This window comes from Micromonospora humida (assembly GCF_016901255.1).
GTDB classification, from domain to species: Bacteria; Actinomycetota; Actinomycetes; order Mycobacteriales; family Micromonosporaceae; genus Micromonospora; species Micromonospora wenchangensis.
This window is the reverse complement of record NZ_JAFEUC010000003.1, coordinates 572351-593714: the sequence shown is the minus strand read 5'-3', so window position 1 is coordinate 593714 and position 21364 is coordinate 572351. Positions and strand designations below refer to the sequence as shown.

General features: G+C 75.9%; 10 protein-coding genes. 5 read left to right on the top strand and 5 right to left on the bottom strand.

Annotated elements, in window-relative coordinates:
- Positions 1–166 precede the first annotated feature (166 nt).
- Both JQX11_RS09625 and JQX11_RS09620 read right to left on the bottom strand, forming a co-directional pair.
- Entirely contained in the window at positions 167–346 is a 180-nt protein-coding gene (locus JQX11_RS09625; RefSeq protein ID WP_088646401.1) for a hypothetical protein, read from the bottom strand.
- A gap of 98 nt (positions 347–444) precedes the next feature.
- The gene (locus JQX11_RS09620) at positions 445–1173 is read right to left on the bottom strand and encodes a polyamine aminopropyltransferase (RefSeq protein ID WP_204924618.1); all 729 of its coding nucleotides are present in this window, start codon (positions 1171–1173) and stop codon (positions 445–447) included.
- Positions 1174–1356: 183 nt separating this feature from the next.
- Between JQX11_RS09620 and eccB the strand changes: the two genes are divergently transcribed.
- Positions 1357–2739 (top strand): type VII secretion protein EccB, encoded by a 1383-nt coding sequence (gene eccB / locus JQX11_RS09615; protein ID WP_204924617.1) that lies wholly within the window; start codon positions 1357–1359, stop codon positions 2737–2739.
- Positions 2740–2817: 78 nt separating this feature from the next.
- Here the strand turns inward: eccB and JQX11_RS09610 are convergent, their stop codons facing one another.
- From JQX11_RS09610 to JQX11_RS09600, 3 genes are all read right to left on the bottom strand, one after another.
- Complete coding sequence (locus JQX11_RS09610) at positions 2818–3423, bottom strand: class I SAM-dependent methyltransferase (protein ID WP_204924616.1); 606 nt, start codon at positions 3421–3423, stop codon at positions 2818–2820.
- 103 nt (positions 3424–3526) lie between these two features.
- Positions 3527–4141 carry a methyltransferase domain-containing protein gene (locus JQX11_RS09605; protein ID WP_204924615.1) on the bottom strand — a complete coding sequence of 205 codons (615 nt, stop codon included), beginning with the start codon at positions 4139–4141 and terminating at the stop codon, positions 3527–3529.
- A 254-nt stretch (positions 4142–4395) separates the two neighbouring features.
- Positions 4396–5082 carry a CBS domain-containing protein gene (locus JQX11_RS09600; RefSeq protein WP_204924614.1) on the bottom strand — a complete coding sequence of 229 codons (687 nt, stop codon included), beginning with the start codon at positions 5080–5082 and terminating at the stop codon, positions 4396–4398.
- Positions 5083–5531: 449 nt separating this feature from the next.
- Here JQX11_RS09600 and JQX11_RS09595 point away from each other — a divergent pair, with 449 nt between their 5' ends.
- From JQX11_RS09595 to JQX11_RS09580, 4 genes are read left to right on the top strand one after another with little or no spacing between them, the layout of a single operon-like run.
- Positions 5532–9035 (top strand): AMP-binding protein, encoded by a 3504-nt coding sequence (locus tag JQX11_RS09595; protein ID WP_204924613.1) that lies wholly within the window; start codon positions 5532–5534, stop codon positions 9033–9035.
- Entirely contained in the window at positions 9032–12223 is a 3192-nt protein-coding gene (locus JQX11_RS09590) for a thioesterase domain-containing protein (protein ID WP_204924612.1), read from the top strand. The genes JQX11_RS09595 and JQX11_RS09590 overlap by 4 nt, the downstream gene beginning before the upstream one ends.
- Before the next feature lie 58 nt (positions 12224–12281).
- Entirely contained in the window at positions 12282–15827 is a 3546-nt protein-coding gene (locus tag JQX11_RS09585) for a non-ribosomal peptide synthetase (protein ID WP_204924611.1), read from the top strand.
- Between the two features lie 56 nt (positions 15828–15883).
- Positions 15884–21361 (top strand): type I polyketide synthase, encoded by a 5478-nt coding sequence (locus JQX11_RS09580; RefSeq protein WP_204924610.1) that lies wholly within the window; start codon positions 15884–15886, stop codon positions 21359–21361.
- Positions 21362–21364: the final 3 nt, after the last annotated feature.

The window sequence follows — 21364 nt, the reverse complement described above, 5'->3', positions numbered from 1 at the left end:
CGCTACCCCGTCATCCGCCGCAACGCCATCCACAAGGGCAAATAACACCCCACCCCCACACCACCACGAACACCCACACCACACCGCCAGACCACCCTGCCCACACAACGGTCAAAACACGAGGAGCCGGCCGCCCCGGCAGGGGCGGCCGGCTACGGCGTGACCGCTAGCGGCGGCCGGCGGAATGCCGGTGCATCACCTGCCGCCCCCGCACGAACGCCAGCACGATCACCGCCAGCAGCGCGACGAGGCCGATGATGGCCAGCCAACGGACCGCCTCCAGCAGCAGCCCGAGCAGGATGAGCGCGCCGCCGACGACACCGACGACCCAGAGCATGGCCCGCATGTCCACCTCCTGTGACTCACTGACCGGGCAGCCTTCCCGTTCCGGGCAGCCTTCCCGTTCCGGGCCGCCGTATGCCCCGCACGTCACCGGGAGCGGGGTCAGTGCGGGTCGGGCCGTCGGTGGGCGACGTAGACGGTGTTGGCGGACTCCCCGCCGGTCAGCGGGTTGGCGAACGGGACGACGTGCGCCTGCCAGGTGGTGAACACCTCGGCCAGCACCCGGCCGAACGCGTCGTCCGGCGGATCGTCCGACCAGAGCGCGAACACCCCGTCGGGCAGCAGCAGGTCGGCCAGCCGGCGCAGTCCGTCGGGGGTGTAGAAGGCGGCGTGGCTGGGGTGCAGCACGTTACGCGGGGAGTGGTCGACGTCGAGCAGCACCGCGTGGAACCGGCGGCCCGGCTGGTCCGGGTCGAAACCGGTGCCGTCGGCGACCGCGGCGAAGAAGTCCGCCCGGACGAACCGGGTCCGGGGGTCGGGGGCGAGACCGGCGGCGAAGGGGAGCAACTGCCTGCGGTGCCAGTCGATGACGTCCTCGATCGTCTCCACCACCAGCACCGAGCGCACCCGTGCGTCCTCCAGCGCGGTACGGGCGGTGTAGCCGAGCCCGAGGCCACCGACCACCACGTCGAGCGGCCCGTCGCCCATCGGGGCCAGCCCCAGCCGGGCCAGTTCGATCTCGGCGACCGGGAAGAGACTGGACATCAGGTAGTCGTCGTCGAGCTTCACCTCGTAGACGTCGACGTCGAGCGTGGGTTCCCGCCGCCGGCGCAGGCTGATCGCGCCGATCGGGGTCTCCCGCCAGGCCAGTTCCTCGAATCGCACGCCCACCGGGCCGTCCCTCCACCGTCGTCGTGCCGGGATGCTACCGGGACGACCGGTTCGCCGACGGTAGCGGCGCGCGGCGGACAGGCGTCGCCGGGCGGTGGTGGTCCCGTCGCGTCGCCACGCAGGGTCCACGGGACATCGACGCAGCGCATATCCTGTCCGCCGAGGACTCGCGGAAGGGACGCCATGCCGTCGCGGCAGGACCAGCTCCACTCCTACCAGTTCACCGTGCAGCGGGCCGTCGCCGCCCTGGTGATGCGGGAGACCGACCCGGTGCGGTCGCCGTTTCGCCGGCTGGCCGGCGCCGGGCTGGCCAGCGTCCTGGTGGCGGCGATCGGGCTGGGTGGATTCGCCCTCTACGGCCTGTTCGTCGGAGGCGGGTCGACGTGGCGCGACACCGGCGCGGTGATCGTCGAGAAGGAGTCCGGGGCCCGGTTCGTCTACCGCGACGGTCGGCTGCACCCGGTGCTCAACTACGCCTCCGCGCTGCTGATCGTCGGCGCGGACCGGTCCCGGACGGTGCTGGTGTCCCGCCGCTCCATCGAGGGGGTGCCGCGCGGGCTGCCGCTGGGCATCGCCGACGCCCCGGACTCGCTGCCGGCCGCGGGGCGGCTGTCCACCGCGCCGTGGACGGTCTGTTCGCGGCAGCCGGCCGACGCGACGCGGGCCGTACCCCGTTCGGCGTTGCTGATCGGCCGGGAGACGACCGGCGGGCGGCGGCTCACCGAGGAGGCGGTGCTGGTCCGGCACCCCGACGGCGGGCTGCATCTGATCTGGCACCAGCGTCGGCACCTGCTGCGCGACACCGCCCGGGTGCTCGCCGCGCTGGCGACCACCCGGGAACGCGCGGTCCCCGCCGCCCCGGCCCTGCTCAACGCCCTGCCGGCGGGCGTCGACCTGGCCCCGCCGCCACTGGCCGGGCTCGGCGAGCCCTCGTCCGGGGTCACCGACGCCACGGTCGGGGACGTCTACCTGGTCCGCAACTCCGGCGGTGGCCGGCAGTACGCGGTCGCCGGGCGCGACGGCCTGGCCGGCATCACCGAACTCCAGGCGGCCCTGCTGATGGCCCGCACCGGCCAGGACGAGCCGGCCCCGATCAGCCTGGGTCGGTTCGCCGCGTCGCCCAAGCTGCCCGACCTGGTGCCGACCGGGCCGACCGCGCCGCCACCGGTCCCGCCCCGCCTGGCCGGCGTCGACGGCGGCGCGCTCTGCGCCCGGATCGGCGACGACGGCACGGTCGGCGAGGTACGGGTCGACCCGGTCGTGCCGGATCTCACCGCCGCCCGCGGCACCGACACCCCGGGCGGGGTGCGCGCCGACCAGGTGCTGGTCGAGCCGGGGCGCGGTGCGGTCGTCGAGTCGGTGGCCGCGCCGGGCGCCGACGGTGGGGCCGTGTCGGTGGTCACCGACCTTGGTCGGCGCTACGTGCTCGCCGACGAGGGGGTGCTCGGCATGCTCGGCTACCGGGAGGTCACCCCGGTCCGGCTGCCCGCCGGCCTGGTCAGCCTCGTCCCGGCCGGCAGCACCCTCGATCCGGCCGCCGCCCGGGCGGTCGCCGCCCCGTCCTGACCGGCCCGCTGCCGGGCCGGTGCGCCGGGGTCTAACCTTCCCCGCAGCACCGTCCGGGTGCCCACGCGGGTACCACGGTCAGTCGGTGGGGCGGCGCAGCAGGCTGACGGCGAAGTCCGCATCGTCGCGCCAGGGGCGCAGGTCCCAGGTGGCGAAGCGCTGTTCGAGCCGCAGGCCGGCGGCGGCCAGGTCGCTGTCGAAGTGGTCGAGCCGGTAGCCCCGGTCGAGGCCGAAACCGACGAGCACCACCCCGTCCGGGCGCAGGTGGGCGGCGATCCGGGTCAGCACGGCGGGTTCGGTGCCGGCGGCGACGAAGGCCATCACGTTGCCGGCCACCACGGCGGCGTCGAACGGCTCCGCCTCGCCGTCGGTGGCGAGGTCCAGCGTGGCGAGGTCGGCGACCAGCCAGCGCGGCCCGGGATGGTCGGTGCGGGCCGCCTCGACCAGGGCGGGGTCGGCGTCGACCCCGACCACCCGGTGCCCCCGGGCGGCGAGCGCGGCACCGACCCGACCGGTGCCGCAGCCGGCGTCCAGGATGCGCGAGCCGGGGGCCACGACCGCGTCGACCAGGCGGGCCTCACCGGCCAGGTCGGCCCCCTCGGCGGCGAGCCGCCGGAACCGGTCGATGTACCACTGGGAGTGTTCGGGGCCGGTCTCGGTCGCCCACCGGGTCGGGTTGGTCATGCCGCCACGGTAACCGGCCGGCCCGGCGTGCCGCGGCGTCCACGGCAGCGCCCACCGGGCCCGGGGACCCGAAGCGGGACCCGGGCCCGGTCGCGCGGCGGGCTCAGGGCAGCTGGGCCACCGTGACGAACTCGTTGTAGGTGAAGACCTTGCCCATCGACCGGGGGAACGGGAAGGAGTACTGCTTGACCACCGTCATGCCGAGATCCCGGGCGGCCTGCGCGGCCTCGTCGAACCCGACGAACCGGACGTGGGTCGCGTCGCTGGCGTATCCCCGCTCCTGCGGGGTGATGAAGACCGCCGTGCCGCCGGAACGCAGGAACGGCAGGTAGCTGGAGACGACCTCCAGGGCCGCGTCGGCGGGCAGGTGCTCCAGCAGGTGGGCGGCGAGCAGCGCGTCGAAGGCGCCGGGCCGGGCGTGCGGGGACTGGTGGAACTCCTCGATCGTGTACGCCTCCAGCCCGGCCGCCCGCGCGTGTGCCACCGAGGTGGGGTTGTGGTCCACCCCGACCGCGCCCTCGCCCAGGTTGGCCAGGTTGCGGCCGAGGCCGCAGCCGACGTCGAGGGTGCGGCCCAGTTCGAGCCGTTGGAGGTTCCACCGGTACGGCGCCTGCACGTCGAGCACCTGCTTCCAGCGCGCGCCACCGAGGCGTTGCAACCGCTGGGTGTAGTCCTCACCCTCGGTGCCCGCCGCGGTGTCCTGCTCTGCTCGACTCATCGCCGGCCTCTCTGCCCGTCGCGGAAACGTCGCCACCCGGCGCGCGTGCGGGGACACGCCGCCGGCCGTCGGGTGTCCGCGCCGACGCGGACACCCGACAGATGCTACGGACCCGGGCGGCCATCGTCAGCCCCCACGGGCGGCGGGTCGGCCCTGGTGACACAGGGTGTCGCCGGGTTCGACCCTGGGTGTCGGTCGGCGGGGTCGGCATCCCCCGGGGCCGGGTGCCGCCGGTCGGGGCAGTCGTCCCCGGGTCAGGCGACGCCGGCCCGCAGTGCGGCCAGTGGGGCGTCGTCGACGGCGTAGCCGAGCGCGTCGACCACCTCGACCACGCCGCTGACCTGCGCGCTGAGGCGCAGCGCCAGGTGCACGGTGGACCACCGGTCGAGTTGGCCGGTGAGGGTGACCACCCCGCCGTGCACGGTCACGTCGACGGTGCCGTCGGGCACCCCGAGGACCCGGCGCAGCACGTCGGTGACGACGTCGCGGCGGATGTCGGCGTCCGGCCGGAGGTGGACCCGCAGCAGGTCGCCCCGGGTGACGATGCCGACGAGGCGGCCCCGGTCGTCGACGACGGGCAGCCGCTTGACGCCCCGCCGGTCCATGGTCCGGGCGGCCTGCGCGAGGGTCGCGCCGGGGGAGACGGTGACCGCCGGTGCGGTCATCAGGTCCCCGGCGAGGGTCGCGGCGGCCTTGGCCCACGCGGTGCGGGTGCGGCGACCGGGGAGGACCCGCCGCCGGTGCGGCTGCCCGAGCCGTTCCACCTTGTGCAGCAGGTCGGCCTGGGAGACCACGCCGAGCACCCGCCGGGTTTCGTCGACCACCGGCACCGCCGTGACGTGCCGGGCGGTGAGCAGGTCCACCACCGTCCGGTACCCGGTGTCCTCGTCCACCGTGAGCACGTCGACCGTCATCACGTCCTGCACCTGCCACGTACGCATGGCGTCCTCCTCGGTCCCGCCTCCGACGCTAGGTGCCGGGCGGGGCGTGGGGCAGGGGCGCAGGACCGGATCGGGACGGGCCGGAGGTCCCGGCTGGTCGGGCGACCCTAGGATGGCGGGGGCCCGCGGCTGCGGCACCCCACCTGACCAGGCGTTAAGGTGCCGTCCACGGTGGAAAATAGCCGGTTTGCAAGCCCTTTCGCCGCAAAATTACTTGTCGGTAGACACTTAGGCTGAAACTCCTTTTCGCGCTAGGGGGATGATCGGCCGATTTTCGCCGTCCGATCTTCAGGGGGTGGTGGGCCCTTCGGTCCGACTCCGATCGATGATCTTTCCTCGGCCGGATGTCGTCCTATTCTGCTTCCATTGTGAAGTCCTGGGGGGGATCATGATCACAATTGGCTGTTCCCGCACGGCTGCCCACAGTGGAGTCGAGCCGATCCGCTGACATGGCGCAACCGACGATCATCCAACAGTTCGCCGAGGTCTCGGCCACCCGTACCGACCACCCGGCGATCCTCGGCGAGACCCACGAGGTCAGCTACGCCGCCCTGGCCGCCACCGTCGGCGGGCACGCCGTCGCGCTCACCGCGGCCGGCGTCCGACCCGGCGACCGGGTCGCCCTGCTCACCGGGCACGGCACCGGCACCATCGCCGCCGTCCTCGGCACCCTCGCCGCCGGTGGCGTGTACGTGCCGCTGGACCCCGGGTTCCCGGTCGACCGGCTCCGGCACATGCTCGCCGCCGCCGACGTGCGCGTCGTCGCCTGCGCCCCCGACCACCGCGACCTCGCCGACGCCCTGTGCGCCACCCGACCCGGCACCCGCGTGCTGGTCCTCGACCCGGCCACCACCGCCGCGCTGCACCCCCTCCCGGTCGACCCCGACAGCCCGGCGTACGTGCTGTTCACCTCCGGCTCCACCGGCACCCCCAAGGCCGTGGCGCAGACCCACCGCAACCTGCGGCACGTCGTCGACAACCAGATCCGCACCCTGGCGATCGGCCCGGCCGACCGGCTCAGCCTGCTCGCCTCGTTCAGCTTCGACGCGGCCATCCCCGACCTCTATCCGGCGCTGCTCACCGGGGCCGCCGTCGTCCCGGTCGACCTGCGGCGGCACGGCCTGGCGTACGCCGTCGGGCAGCTCGCCCGGCACCGGGTCACCGTCTACCACTCCACCCCGACGGTCTACCGGTTCCTGCTCGACACCCTCGGTGAACGGCGGCTGGACAGCATCCGGGTGGTGCTGCTCGGCGGCGAGCAGGCCACGCACGCCGACGCCGCCCGGGGGCGCGACCGGTTCGCACCGGGATGCGTGCTGGTCAACGGCTACGGCGCCACCGAGATGACGTTCGCCGCCCGGTACGCGCTGCCGCTGGACGACGCCGACCCGACCGGCACCGGCCCGCTGCCGATCGGCACCGCACTGCCCGGCTACACGCTGCGGTTGGCCGACTCCGGCGAGATCGTGGTGCGCAGCCCGCACCTCGCCCCCGGCTACCTCGGCCAGCACAGCGACCGGTTCGGTGCCGACCCCGACGGGACGCCCACCTACGCCACCGGCGACCTGGGCGCGTGGCTGCCCGGCGGGGAACTGGTCTGCCTCGGCCGGCTCGACCGCCAGGTCAAGGTGCGTGGGTTCCGGGTCGAGCTGACCGAGGTCGAGGCCGTCCTCGCCGCGCAGCCCGGCGTCGCCGCCGTGCGCGCCATCGCCCGCGACGGGGCACTGCTCGCGTACGCCGTGCCGGCCGGCGGCGACCTCGACCCGGCGGCGCTGCGAGCCGCCCTCGCCCGACGGCTGCCCGACTACGCGCTGCCCCGCGCCGTGCTGGTCCTCGACGCGTTCCCGCTCACCGTCACCGGCAAGATCGACGAGCGGGCGCTGCCCGACCCGCCCCGGACGGTCCCCGCCGGACAGGAACCGGCCACCGACACCGAGCGGGCCGTGCACGAGATCTGGTGCGCGGTGCTCGGCCGCGACGCCGTCGGCCGGCAGGAGAGCTTCTTCGACGCCGGTGGACAGTCCCTGCTGCTCGGCCAGGTGCAGCAGCGCATCGCCGACCGGTTCGGCACGACGCTGCCCATGGTGCGGCTGTTCGCCCACCCGACGATCGCCGCCCAGGCCCGGCTGCTCGCCCCGGGCGTCGACGCCACGCCGGCCACGGCGGCGCGCACCCGCCCCCTCCCCGCGCCGATCCTGCCCACCCCGACCGCGCCACCGGTCGCCGCCCGCGAGTACACCGGCGACGAGATCGTGGTGGTGGGGCTCGCCGGCCGGTTCCCCGGCGCACCCGACGCCGCCACCTTCTGGTGGAACGTCTGCGCCGGCGTCGACTCGGTGCACGACCACTCCGACGTCGAGTTGACCGCCCTCGGTATCGGGCCCCGACTGCGCGCCGACCCCCGGCACGTGCGGGCCACCGGCCGGCTCGACGGGGTCACCGACTTCGACGCCGAGTTCTTCGCCATGGGCGACGAGGAGGCCGCCCGGACCGACCCCCAGCACCGGCTCTTCCTGGAGACGGCGTGGGAGGCCCTGGAGGACGCCGGGCACGACCCGACCCGCTTCCCCGGCCTGGTCGGCGTCTACGCGGCCACCTCCGCCAACCGCTACTTCCTGTTCCACCTGATGGACAATCCGGCCGTGGTCGGCGACGTCGACCCGGACGACTGGGAGGCCCGGCTGATCGGCCGGCAGTCCACCGACCACCTGCCCGGCCAGGTGGCGTACCGGCTCGGGTTGACCGGGCCGGCGGTGGCCGTGCAGACCGCCTGCTCCAGCTCGCTGGTCGCGGTCTGTACCGCCGCCCAGAGCCTCGCCGACTACCAGTGCGACATCGCCCTCGCCGGCGGGGTCAACGTCACCTGGCCCCGCTACCGGGCCACCCCCGGCGGGCTGGCCTCCCCGGACGGCCGCTGCCGCGCCTTCGACGAGGCCGCCGAGGGCTCCGGCTTCGGCTCCGGGGTGGGCGTGGTCGCGTTGCGCCGGCTCGCCGACGCCCAGGCCGACGGGGACCGGATCTACGCCGTCCTGCCCGGTTGGGCGGTCACCAACGACGGCCCCGACCGGGCCGGCTTCGCGGTGCCCGGCCCCGCCGGCCAGGCCGCCGCCGTCGCGAACGCGCTGGCCGCCGCCGAGGTCGCCCCCGGCGAGGTCCGCTTCATCGAGGCCCACGGCAGCGGTACGCCGCTGGGCGACGCCATCGAGGTCGCCGCCCTGCACGAGGTGTACGGCGGGGCCGCTCCCGCCGAGTCCTGCGCGCTCGGCGCGGTCAAGACCAACATCGGTCACCTCGACGCCGGAGCCGGCATCGCCGGGCTGATCAAGACGGTGCTGGCCGTCCAGCACGGGGTGATCCCGCCGAACCTGCACTTCACCCGCCCGCACCCGGAGATCGACCTGGCCGGTGGCCCGTTCTACGTGCCCACCAAGGCGCGGGACTGGCCGGACGCGCCGCGCCGGGTGGCCGGGGTCAGCGCGTTCGGGCTCGGCGGCACCAACGCGCACGTGGTCGTGGAGCAGCCGCCACCTGCCGTACCGGCCGAGCCGTCGCCCCCGCGGGCCTGGCTGCTGCCGGTGTCGGCGCGTACCCCGCAGGCGTTGCGGGTGGCGCTGACCCGGCTGCGGCACCACCTCGCCGGTGTCGGACCGGCGCTGCCCGAGGTGGCCGCCACCCTGGCGCTGGGCCGGCGGTCCTTCGCCCGGCGGGCCGCCGTCGTCGCCGCCGACCTGGCCGAGGCGGTCGCCGGACTCGACGAACTGCTCGCCACCGACGCCACCGTGGCCGGCGCGCCGGGGGCGTTGCGTGACCTGGCCGCCGGCTGGGTCGCCGGCCGCGACGTCGACTGGGCCGCGCTGCACCCCGAGGGCACCGTCCGGCGCACCGGGCTGCCCGGCTACCCCTTCCAGCGCCGGCGGCACTGGATCGACCCACCGCAGAGAGGCGCACGGTGAACTGGTTCGTCTCGCCCGGAAGCCGACCCCAGGCACCGGCGCAGCTGTTCTGCCTGCCGTACGCCGGGGGCGGCGCCAGCGCGTTCCGCCGCTGGCAGCCGGAGGCCGGCCCGGACGTGGAGGTGCTGCCGGTGCAGCTGCCCGGCCGGGAGAACCGGATCGGCGACGACCCGGACTTCACCGTCGCGGAGCTGGCCGCCGCCATCGCCGACCGGGCCGACCGCCCGTACGCGATCTACGGGCACTCGATGGGCGGGCGGCTCGGCTTCGAGGTGGTGCGGGAGCTGCGCCGGGTCGGCCGGGAGCTGCCGGTACGGCTGTACGTCGGCGGCGCCCGCGCCCCGCACGTCACCGCCGCGAGCTTCTTCGACGGCCTGTCCCGGGTGGACGACGACGAACTGCTGCGCCGGCTCGCCGCCGGCGGCGGCCTGCCCGACGGCCTGCTGGACCACCCGGAGCTGGTGGAGCTGCTGCTGCCGTTGCTGCGCGCCGACTTCGGCCGGGTCGACAGCTACCGGTACGCCCCCGGGGCGCCGCTGCCGGTGCCGGTGGTGGCGTTCGCCGGGCGGCACGACCGGGCGGTCAGCCGGGAACAGAGCGCCGCCTGGGCCGAGCACACCGCCGCCGGCTTCACCCTGCACGAACTCGACGGTGGGCACTTCTTCCTACACGACCGGCTGCCCGAGCTGCTGGGCCTGATCCGCGCCGACCTGACCGCCGCCCTCGACTCCCCGGCTCCCGCACCGGCCGGCGGCACGGTTCCCCCGGGTGAGGCGGGCACCACCGCCGGGCCCCACGCCGACCGGTCCGACCCGGTCGCGGCCGGTGCCGGCCGCGACCCGGGGTCCGCCGGGTCGGTGCCGGCGGGCGGTACGCCCGAGCACCGGGTGCCGCTGGGCGACACCGGCTGGTCGGTGTGGCGCGACGCGATCCTGCGCAGCACCGGCTTCCCGGCCGACGGCCTCGCCCTGTTCGCCGCCCCGGCCGCCGCCGAGCTCGCCGACGAACTGCTGGCCACCGGCGGCGGCGTCGAACGCTTCGACAAGGAGTTCGACGAGGCCGTCCGCGCCGCCGGGCAGCGGTTCACCGAACTCGCCGCCGACCCGCTGCTGCGTGAGGCGGTGACCTGGCAGAACCGGGGCGCGCTGGTGGCCTTCGACGGCCTGGTCCGGGGCGGTCCCGACGCGTCGCGCAACGTGCGCCGCCGCGACCGGGAACGGGCCCTGCTCAAGTACTGGCAGCGGTACTGCGGCAAGAACGAGACGGTCGGCTTCTTCGGCCCCAGCTGCTGGGTGACCGTCGACCCGGCGCAGCCGGAGACCGCCCGGCTGCGGGTCGGCCCGGAACTGACCCGGCGACGGTGGGTCCGGTTCGAGTCGTGGGCCCTCGACGAGTACGCCGGGTGCATCGGCGCCGACCTCGCCGTCCGGCGCTGGTGGCCGCCGGTGCTGGCCCCGCAGGTCACGGTGCGCGAGCGCAGCGTGCTGCGTCCCGGGCAACCGCCGGTGGCGCTGTCACCGGTGGAGGCCGCGTTGCTGGCCGCCGTCGACGGCCGCCGGCCCGCCCACGACCTGGTCGCCGACCCGGCCATCGGGCTGCGTCGGCCCGAGGACGGCTACACGCTGCTCGACCGGCTCGTCGAACGGGAGCTGCTCACCTGGGATGCGGCCCTGCCGGTCAGCCCGGCCGCGGAGGAGGTGCTGCGCGCCCGGATCGACGCCGTCGGCGATCCGGCGGCCCGACTGGCCGCCCGGTCCGGGCTGGACCGGCTCACCGCCGCCCGGGACGCCGTCGCCGCGGCGGCCGGTGACCCGCACCGCCTGGGCCGCGCCCTCGACGCCCTCGACGCCACCTTCACCGAGCTGACCGGGCGGTCGCCCCGGCGTCGGGAGGGCCGGATGTACGCCGGCCGCACCCTCTGCCACGAGGACACCGCGCGGGATCTCGACGTCACCCTCGGCGCCCCGTTCCTGGCCGACCTGGCTGCACCGCTCGACGTGCTGCTGCGGGCCGCCCGGTGGATGGTGGCCGCCCTGGCCCAGGCGTACGACCGGGTCTTCCGCGAGCTGTACGACGAACTGCGCGGCGAGGCCGGGGACGCCCCCGTCTCCCTGGCCGACCTGTGGTACCTCGCCCAGGGACTGTTCTGGGGCACCGGTGACCGGCCGGTCGACGTGGTCGCCGCCGACTTCGCCGCCCGCTGGGCGGGACTGTTCGGCTTCGCCGGGCTGCCACCGGGTACCCGGGAGGTGCGCCTCGCCGCCGCGGATCTCGCCGACCGCGTCGACGAGGTCTTCCCGGCGGCCCCGGCGCGCTGGTCCAAGGCCGTCCTGCACAGCCCCGACCTGCAACTCTGCGCGCGGGACGCGGCGGCGTTGGCGCGCGGGGAGTACACCGTCGTGCTCGGCGAGCTGCACGCCGCGTGGGCGTCCTTCGACTGCGAGGTGTTCATCCCGGCCCACCCCGACCCGCAACGGCTGCGGGACGCCCTCACCACGGACCTGGGCGGGCGTCGGCTGCGGCTGCTGTACCCCACCGACTGGCCACGGCGGACCAGCCGTACCGCCGAAGCCCTCGCCGGGCCCAGCGACCGGCAGTTGGCCTTCGCGGCGGCGCCCGGGGCCGATCCGGCACGGGTGCTGCCCACGGTGGCGCTCACCGTGTCCGAACGGGACGGCGAACTGGTCGCCACCGCCGCCGACGGCGAGAGTTGGCCGTTGACCGAGGTCTTCGGCGAACTGCTCAGCGCCCACGCGGTGGACGGGTTCAAGCTGGTCGCCGCCGCCCCCTACACCCCCCGGGTCACCATCGACCGGCTGGTGGTGGCCCGGCGGACCTGGCGTACCACGGTGGGGGAGAGCGGTCTGGCCGACGCCGCCGGGGAACGTGACCGGTTCCTCGCGGTGCGGGCCTGGCGACGCCGCCTCGACCTGCCCGAGCAGGTGTACGTCAAGCTCGGCAGCGAGACCAAACCCTGCTATGCCGACCTGAGCAGCCCGGCCTTCGCGAACATGTTCTGCGCCATGGTGCGGGCGGCCCGGATGGGGGGCGGCACCGAGGTCTCCCTGACGGTCAGCGAGATGCTGCCCGGCCCGGACGACGCCTGGGTGCCCGACGCCGCCGGCCGCCGGTACCTCAGCGAACTGCGCCTGCACGTGGTCGACGACACCGCCCGGGACGACCGGTGAACCGGCACACCGTCCGCCCGGTGGGGCGTACCGCACCAGCAACCGTACGGGGAGCGACGTGACCGACATCCTGTCCATCAGTGCCGTCACCGGGGAAGATCTGCCCTGGCCGGACGGCACGCTGGCCGACCTGATCGTCGAGCGGGCGGCCCGCTGCCCGGACGCGGTGGCGGTGCGCCAGTGGGACGACCGGCTCACCTACCGGGAGCTGGTCGGCCGGGCGGCGGGCCTGGCCGCCGCGCTGCGGGCCCGGGGGGTCGGCCGGCAGACCCGGGTGGGGATCTGCGCCCACCGCCGCCCCGACCTCGTGGTCGACGTCGTCGGCGTGCTGCTCGCCGGGGGCTGCTACGTGCCGTTGGAGCCCGGTGGCCCCCGGCAGCGGCTGCGGGAGATCGCCGCCGACGCCGGGGTGACGCTGGTGGTGGGGGACGCGGCGGCGGTCGAGTTCGCCGACACCCCCGGCGTCGAGGTGGTCACCGCCACCGGCCCGGCCCCGCTGACGCCCTGCCCGGCGCGGGCCGGCGACCCGGCGTACGTGCTGTTCACCTCGGGTTCCACCGGTCGGCCCAAGGGGGTGCTGACCACCCACCGCAACGTGGTGGAGTTCGTCACCGGCTGCGCCGCGCTCAGTGCCGCCGACGCCGGGGTCCGCAGCCTCGGCATCGCCTCGCTCGGCTTCGACGCGGCCAGCATCGACCTGTTCGTCCCGCTGCTGCTCGGTGGCAGCGTGCAACTGCTCGGCGGCGACGACCGGTCCGACCCGGACCGGCTGGCCCGGTTCATCGTCGCCCACGACGTGAACTGGGGTTTCATCACCCCGACGGTGCTGTCCATGCTGGACCCGGCCCGGGTGCCCGGCTGGCGGACGGTGCTCTGCGGCGGCGAGGCCGTCCCCGCCGACCTGGTCGCCCGCTGGGCGCCGGGACGACGGCTGCTCAACGGCTACGGCCCCACCGAGACCACGGTGCTTGCGGTCAGCGGCGAGCTGACCACCGCCGACACCGACCCGGTGCCGATCGGTCTGCCCCTGCCCAACCACCGGGCGTACGTGGTGGACGACGCGCTGCGGGCGGTGCCGCCGGGGCAGACCGGTGAGCTGCTGATCGGCGGGCCGGGACTGGCCGACGGCTACCTCAACCGGCCCGGCCTGACCGCTGACCGGTTCGTCCCCGACCCGTTCTCCGGGCTGCCCGGCGAGCGGCTCTACCGCACCGGCGACCTCGTCCGGCAGGCCGGGAACGGGCGGATCGTCTACCTCGGCCGGGCCGACCGGCAGGTCAAGATCCGGGGCCAGCGGATCGAACTGGGCGAGGTGGAGGCCGTGCTGGCCGACGTGCCCGGCGTCGCCCGGGTGGCCGTGGAGGCGGTGCCCGGCCCGGCCGGGATGGACCTGGTCGCCTTCCTCACCCCGGCCACCGCGCCCGACGACGACGCCGTCCGGGCGTACGCCGGGGGGCGGTTGACCGCCGCGATGCTGCCGGCGCGGCTGCTGCGCCGCGACGACCTGCCGGTCAGCGCCATCACCGGCAAGCTGGACCGGCCGGCGCTGCGCGCGCTGGCCGACGCCGCCCTGACCGCCGTCCCCGCCGACGCGCCGACCGACGAGCCGGCCGACCCGGTCGAGCGGGTCGTGCGGCGGGTCTGGACCCGGCTGCTCGGCGCGGCACCCGCCCCGGACACCGACTTCCTCGCCGCCGGTGGCAACTCCATCGCCGCGATGCGGCTGGTCGCGGCGCTGCGCGCCGAGCTGGGCCGGCACGTCGACACCCGGGACGTGCTGACCGGGCGCACCCCGGCCGCGCTGGCCGCCCGGCTGCGGGCCGCCGCGCCCGCCGACGCCGACGGGCTGACCACCGGCAACCCGCCGACGCTGTCCCCGCCGCAGCGCCGGTTGTGGTTCGTCGACCAGCTCGCCCCCTCCAGCGCCCCCTACAACATCGCGGTCGCGCACCGGCTGCGCGGCCCGCTTCACACCGGTGCGCTCGGCGCGGCGCTGCGGGCCGTGGCCACCCGGCACGACGTGCTGCGCTGGCGCATCCCGCAGACCGCCGGGGTGCCCTACGCGGTGTGCGAGGAGCCGACCGACGTGGCGGTGCCGGTGGTCGACCTGACCGGCCGCGCCGACGCCGAGGCCGAACTGGCCGGGATGCTCGCCGCCGGTGCCGCGCACGCCTTCGACCTGGCCACCGGCCCGCCCTGGCAGGTGACCGTCTACCGGCTCGGCCCCGACGAGCACGTGCTGGCGATGACCATGCACCACGCGGTCTTCGACGGCTGGTCCGAGGCGGTCCTCTACGCCGACCTGGCCACCGGGTACGCGCACGCCGTCGCCGGCACGTCGCCGACCCTGCCGCCGCTGTCCGCCTCGTACGCCGACTACGCGGTGTGGCGCGACGAGCGGGACCGCCGGCAGGGCCCCGCCGACCTCAGCTGGTGGGCGGAGCACCTGCGGGGCGTGCCGACCGTGCTGGACCTGCCCCGTGACCGTCCCCGCCCGACCGTGCAGACGTACGCGGGCGCCCAGGCGGCGGTGACCCTGACCGCCACCGCCGACCGGGCGGTGCGGGATCTGGCCGAGCGGCGCGGCAGCACCGTCGCGGCGGTGCTGCTGGCCGGCTTCGCCGAACTGCTGCGCCGGCTCACCGGCGGCGACGACCACGTCGTCGGGGCGATCGTCGCCGACCGCCGGCTGGCCGCCTTCGACGACGTGGTCGGCTTCTTCATCGACACCGTCCCGGTGCGGCTGCGCACCGGCCCCGACGACACGACCGGCGGCACCGGCGGGGTCGGGTTCGCCGAACTGGTCGACCGGTGCGCCGCCGAGCTGCACGAGGCGACCGCCCACCCGGGCGCGCCGCTGGAGAAACTCGTCGAGACCCTCGGCGTCGGCCGGGACACCTCCCGGGCGCCCCTGGTGCAGGTGCTGTTCAACGTGCTCAACTTCACCGCGCCCCGGCTGACGTTGACCGGGCTGACCGCCGAGGCGCTGCCGGTGCCCAAGCCCGGCTCCCCGTTCGACATCACGGTCTACGTGGTGCAGCGCGACGGCCGGTGCGGAGTGGACGTGGTCTACAACCCGGACCTGTTCGACGCCGACCGGATCGACGCGCTCCTGGCCGACCTCGCCGACCTGGTCGGCGCGCTCGCCGCCGACCCCGACACCCCGGCCGACGCGGTCGCCGTGGCACTGCCCCGGCCGACCGTCCGGGTGGCGGCGTTGGGCGCGATGACGGTGGCCGCCACCGCACCCGCCCCGGTCGCGCCGGTGCCGACCGGACCGGACGAGCTGACCGAGACCGAGGAGCTGATCGCCGGCATCTGGCGGCAGGTGCTGGAACGTGACCGGGTCGGGGTCGCCGACAACTTCTTCGACATCGGCGGGCACTCGCTGGCCCTGGCGGCGGTGCACGCCCGGCTGACCGCCGCCACCGGCCGGTCGATCACCATGCTCGACCTGTTCCGGCACCCCACCGTCCGGGCGCTCGCCGCCAGCCTCGACGGGGCCGCCGACCGACCCGAGCTGGCCCGCGCCGCGTTGCGCGCCGCCGCCCGGCGCGGCCGGACCCGTCGTACCCCGCCACCCCGCCGACCGCACCAACCGTGACGCCGCATCCCTCCCCACCGCCTGCGGGCGGCACCTTGCGACAAAGGACGACCCCGATGCAGAACGAGATCGACACCGCGCCGCCCACCGATGACGGCATCGAACCCATCGCCATCGTCGGGCTCGCCGCCCGGCTGCCGGGTGCCGCCGACGTCGGCGAGTTCTGGCGCAACCTGGTCGACGGCGTCGAGTCGGTCACCGAGCTGAGCCGCGACGAGCAGCTCGCCCGGGGTGCGACCGCCGACGAGGTCGACGACCCGGGCTGGGTGAGCCGGGCCCCGCTGATCGACGGGTACGACACCTTCGACGCCGGGCTGTTCGGGATGACCAGCCGCGAGGCGGAGGTGACCGACCCGCAGCACCGGCTGTTCCTGGAGAGCTGCTACACCGCGTTGCAGGACGCCGGCTACGACCCGGCCCGCTACCCCGGGGCGGTAGGCGTGTACGCCGGCACCGGCGGCAACACCTACCTGCACCGGTACGTGCTGCGTAACAAGCGGGTCGGCGGCAACCCGCACGGCGCGGTCTCGCTGGCCACCGGCAACTCGCCCAACTACGTGGCGACCAACGTGTCCTACCGGCTGGACCTGCGCGGGCCGAGCCTGACCGTGCACACCGCCTGCTCGACCTCACTCGTCGCCTTCCACCTGGCCTGCGAGGCGCTGCGTAACCACGAGTGCGACATGGCGCTGGCCGGCGGGGTCAACGTGGAGCTGCCGCACGTCGGCTACCTGGGCATGGACGGCTTCACCTCGCCCGACGGCCGGTGCCGGCCGTTCGACGCCGGGGCCAACGGCACGGTCTGGGGCAGCGGCGTCGGGGTGACCCTGCTCAAGCGGCTCTCCGACGCGATCGCCGACGGCGACTCGATCCGCGCGGTGGTGCTGGGCAACGCGATCAACAACGACGGCGCCGGGAAGGTCGGCTTCACCGCCCCCAGCGTCGACGGGCAGGTCGAGGCGATCGCCCAGGCGGTCGGGATGGCCGGGATCGACCCGCGCAGCATCAGCTACGTCGAGGCGCACGGCACCGGCACCGCGCTGGGCGACCCGATCGAGGTGGCCGCCCTGTCGGCGGTGTTCACCCGGGACACCGACGAGCGGGGCTGGTGCGGCATCGGCTCGGTGAAGTCCAACATCGGGCACCTGAGCCAGCCGTCCGGCATCGTCAGCGTGATCAAGACGGTGCTGGCGATGGAGCACGGGCTGATCCCCCCGACGATCAACTACGAGACGCCGAACCCGGGCATCGACTTCGCCGACACCCCGTTCTACGTGGCGAACACCCTGACCAAGTGGGACACCGACGGCGGGCCGCGCCGGGCCGGGGTCAGCTCGTTCGGCATCGGCGGCACCAACGCCCACGTGGTGCTCGAGGAGGCCCCGGCCGCGCACCGCGCGGACCGGCGGGTCCGCCCGGCGCACCTGCTGACGGTGTCGGCGAAGACCGCGTCGGCGCTGGACAGCGCCGTCACCCGGCTCGCCGACCACCTGGCGGCGACCAGCGACGGCGGGCCGGAGCTGCTGGCCGACGTCGCGCACACGCTGCGGGTGGGCCGCCAGGAGTACCCGCACCGGGTGGCCGTGGTCGCCACCGACCTGGCCGAGGCGGTGACCGCGCTGCGTACCCCGCGCCGCCGCCAGTCCGGGGTGGTCGACGGCGCGGCACCGCGCGCCGCGTTCCTCTTCTCCGGCCAGGGCGCCCAGTACGCCGGGATGGGCGCGCAGCTCTACGCCGAGGAGCCGGCCTTCGCCGCCACCGTCGACGAGTGCGCCGCGCTGCTCCGCCCCGAGCTGGGCCTGGACCTGCGGGACCTGATCCTCGGCCGGGACCCGCAGGCGGCGGAGAAGCTCACCGAGACCCGCTACACCCAGCCGGCCCTGTTCGTCGTCGAGTACGCCCTGGCGCTGCACTGGCAGCGGGCCGGGGTACGCCCGGCGGCGATGATCGGCCACTCGATCGGCGAGTACGTCGCCGCCACCGTCGCCGGGGTGCTGACCCTGCCCGACGCGCTGCGGGTGGTCGCCGCCCGGGGCCGGCTGATGCAGTCGCTGCCGGCGGGGGCGATGCTGGCCGTGTCGCTCGACGAGTCGCAGGTCGCCGCCCGGCTGCCCGAGGGGCTGTCCATCGCCACCGTCAACGGGCCCGGAACCTGCGTGGTGGCCGGCGAGAGCGCCGCCGTCGCCGCGTTCGCCGACAGCCTCGGCGGCAAGAGCAAGAGCAAGCCGCTGCGCACCTCGCACGCGTTCCACTCGCCGATGATGGAACCGATCCTGGCCGAGTTCACCGCCCTGATGGCGACGGTGCCGCTGCACGCGCCGGCCATCCCGTTCCTGTCCAACGTGACAGGCACCTGGATCACCGCCGAACAGGCCACCGACCCGGCGTACTGGGCGGCGCACCTGCGCCAACCGGTGCGGTTCGGTGACTGCGTGGCGACCCTGCTCGGGGCGGGCACCTGGGCGCTGCTGGAGTGCGGTCCGGGCCGGCAACTGGCCAACCTGGCCCGGATGCAGGTCGCCAAGGGCTCCCCGGCGCAGCGGGCGCTGACCCCGCTGGGTAGCCTGCCCGGCCCCGGCGAGTCCACCGGCGACCTGGCCACTGTGCTCACCAGCGCCGCCGCCCTGTGGTGTGCCGGGATCGGGGTGCGGCTCGACGCCGATCCGGCCGCCCGACGGGTGCCGCTGCCCACGTACCCGTTCGAGCGGCTGCGCTACTGGGTCGACCCGGACCCGGTGGCGGCGCTGCCCGACGCCCCGGCCGACGCCGGCCCGCAGCCGCTTCAGCGGTGGTTCGCGGTGCCGGTGTGGCGGCAGGCCGCCGCCGACCCGGCGACGGTGCCCGACGGCCGCTGCCTGGTGCTCGCCGCCGGTCCGCGCGCCGAGGCGCTGGTCGACGCGCTGCGGGCCGCCGGCGACGACCCGGTCGTGGTACGCCCCGGCACGGCGTTCGCGGCGACCGGCGACGGGTACCGGCTGCGCCCCGGCCACCGGGAGGACCACGACGCGCTGGTCGCGGCGTTGACCGCAGGTGGCGTGCCGTCCCGGCTGGTGCACGCCTTCGCCCTGGATGGCACGCCGGCCGGCCTCGACCCGACCGCCGCCTGGGACGCCCAGCAGCGCGGCTTCTTCGACGCCCTGCACCTGGTGCAGGCGCTCGCCGGGGCGGGGGCGACCGCCGAGGAGCGGCCGCTCACCCTCGACCTGGTCACCGCGGGCGTCGGCGACGTCACCGGCGTCGACCTGGTCCGCCCCGAGCACGCCACCCTCGCCGGCCTGGCCCGGGTGCTGCCGGCCGAACTGCCCGGCCTGGCCGTCCGGCTGGTCGACGCCGACCCGGCCGGCGACGGGGTCGACGCGCTCGCCGCCGAGCTGCGCCGCCCGGTCGACCCGGAGCGGGCGGAGGTGACCCTGCGCGGCGCCCGCCGCTGGGTGACCGGCTACGAGCAGGTCACCGTCGCCGCCGAGACCGGGTCGGGGGCGTTGCGCGACGGCGGCCGGTACCTGGTGACAGGCGGCCTGGGCGGCATCGGCGTCACCCTCGCCGAGGACTTCGCCCGGCGGGCGGGGGCGAAGCTGGTGCTGCTGGCCCGCTCCGGTCTGCCGCCGCGCGAGCGGTGGGACGACCACCTGGCGGTGCACGGCGGCGCGGACCGGGCCGGCCGGGCCATCGCGGCGATCCGCCGGATGGAGGCGGCCGGCGCGACGGTGCTGGTGCTCGCCGCCGACGTCACCGACCCGGCCGACCTGCGTCGGGTCCGGGCCACCGTGGAGGCCGAGTTCGGCGGGCTGGACGGCATCGTGCACGCCGCCGGCCTGCCCGGCGGCGGGATGGCCGAGGTGAAGGAGCGGGCCGAGGCCGAACGGGTGCTCGCCCCGAAGCTCACCGGCACCCTCGCCCTGGCCGAGGTCTTCGGTGACCTGCCGTTGGACTTCGTGGCGCTGTGCTCCTCGATCACGTCGGTGATCGGCGGTTTCGGTCAGGTCGACTACTGCGCGGCGAACGCCTTCCTCGACGCGTTCGCCCGCTCCGGCGCGGGTTTCCGGGCCCCGGTGCTGTCGCAGAACTGGGGTGGCTGGGCGGAGGTCGGCATGGCGGTGGAGACCGCCGCGCCGGCCGCGTTCCGGGCCGCCGGCCGGGACACCGTGACCACGCCGGTGGACCACCCGGTGCTCACCACGAAGGTGGTCGGCCCGGAGTCGACGGTGCTGCACGGGCTGGTCTCCGCCGACACCCACTGGCTGCTCGACGAGCACCGCATCGGCGGGGTGCCGGTGGTGCCCGGCACCGCCCACCTGGAGGCGGTGCGGGCCGCGGTGGTCGCCGCCGTGCCGTGCCCCGCGCCGCAGGCCGCGGTGGAGCTGCGCGACGTGGTGTTCCTGGAGCCGTTCGCGGTGCCGCAGGGCACCGTCGCCCAGTACCGGGTGGAGCTGACCGCTGCCGAGGACGGCGTCGACTTCGCCGTCCGCAGCCTGGCCGCCGGCCAGCTCCGCACCCACGTGCGCGGGTCGGCCGGCTGGACCGTGGAGGCCGCCCCGCCGGCCCGGGTGCCGGTGGTCGACGGCCGGCGGGTCGACGACGACGCCTCGTTCGGTCGGGGCCGTACCAGCATGCTGACCTTCGGCCCGCGCTGGGCGTCGCTGGCCGAGCACCGGCTCGGCGACGGCGAGGAACTCGCCCGGGTCGAGGCCCCGGAGCCGGTCCGGGCCGACCTGCCGGCGTGGGGGCTGCACCCGGCGTTGCTGGACGTGGCCACCGCGTTCGGCCGGGGGCAGGGCGACGGCACCTACCTGCCGCTGTCGTACGGGCGGATCGTGGTGCGCGGGCCGCTGCCTGCGGTGTTCCACAGCCACCTGCGGCACCGGGCCAGCGCCACCGACGAGGTGGTCGCCGCCGACCTGGCGCTGACCGACACCGAGGGCCGGGAACTCGTCGCGATCGGCGACTTCGTGCTGCGCCGGGTCGACCAGGGCGCGGTCACCGGCGGGCTGACCGGCACCGCCGACGCGGCCCCGGCAGAACCGGCGGCCGGGGCGCTCACCGAGGACATCCGCCCGGTCGACGGCGCGGAGGCGTTCCGGCGCAGCCTCACCGCCGGCCTCGGCCCGCAGGTGGTGATCGCCACCCGGACGGTGGCGGACATCCGGCGGCGGGCCTCCCGGGTCACCACCGACGCCCTGGAGCAGGACCCGGAGCCGTCGACCGCCGCCGCGACGGCGACCGGCGGCGGCTCGGCGGCCCCGCGGACCGAGCTGGAGGTCACCATCGCCGGGGTGTGGCGGGACGGGCTGGGGGTGGCCGAGGTCGGGGTGGACGACGACTTCTTCGCCCTCGGCGGCAACTCGCTGGTCGCGGTGCAGTTGATCGCCGCGATGCGCAAGGCGACCGGGGTCCGGCTGCCGATGCGCAGCCTCTTCGAGACCCCGACCGTGGCCGGTCTGGCCGAACGCATCGCCCAGCTGCGGGCCGCCGCCGCCGACGAACCGGCCGCGCCGGCCACCATCCCCGCCATCCCGCGGCTACCCCGCGCCTGACGT

Coding starts and splice junctions, on each gene's coding strand:
- JQX11_RS09625 (WP_088646401.1), bottom strand. CDS start 346: ATGCGGGCCATGCTCTGGGTCGTCGGTGTCGTCGGCGGCGCGCTCATC.
- JQX11_RS09595 (WP_204924613.1), top strand. CDS start 5,532: ATGGCGCAACCGACGATCATCCAACAGTTCGCCGAGGTCTCGGCCACC.
- JQX11_RS09605 (WP_204924615.1), bottom strand. CDS start 4,141: ATGAGTCGAGCAGAGCAGGACACCGCGGCGGGCACCGAGGGTGAGGAC.
- JQX11_RS09600 (WP_204924614.1), bottom strand. CDS start 5,082: ATGCGTACGTGGCAGGTGCAGGACGTGATGACGGTCGACGTGCTCACG.
- JQX11_RS09610 (WP_204924616.1), bottom strand. CDS start 3,423: ATGACCAACCCGACCCGGTGGGCGACCGAGACCGGCCCCGAACACTCC.
- eccB (WP_204924617.1), top strand. CDS start 1,357: ATGCCGTCGCGGCAGGACCAGCTCCACTCCTACCAGTTCACCGTGCAG.
- JQX11_RS09580 (WP_204924610.1), top strand. CDS start 15,884: ATGCAGAACGAGATCGACACCGCGCCGCCCACCGATGACGGCATCGAA.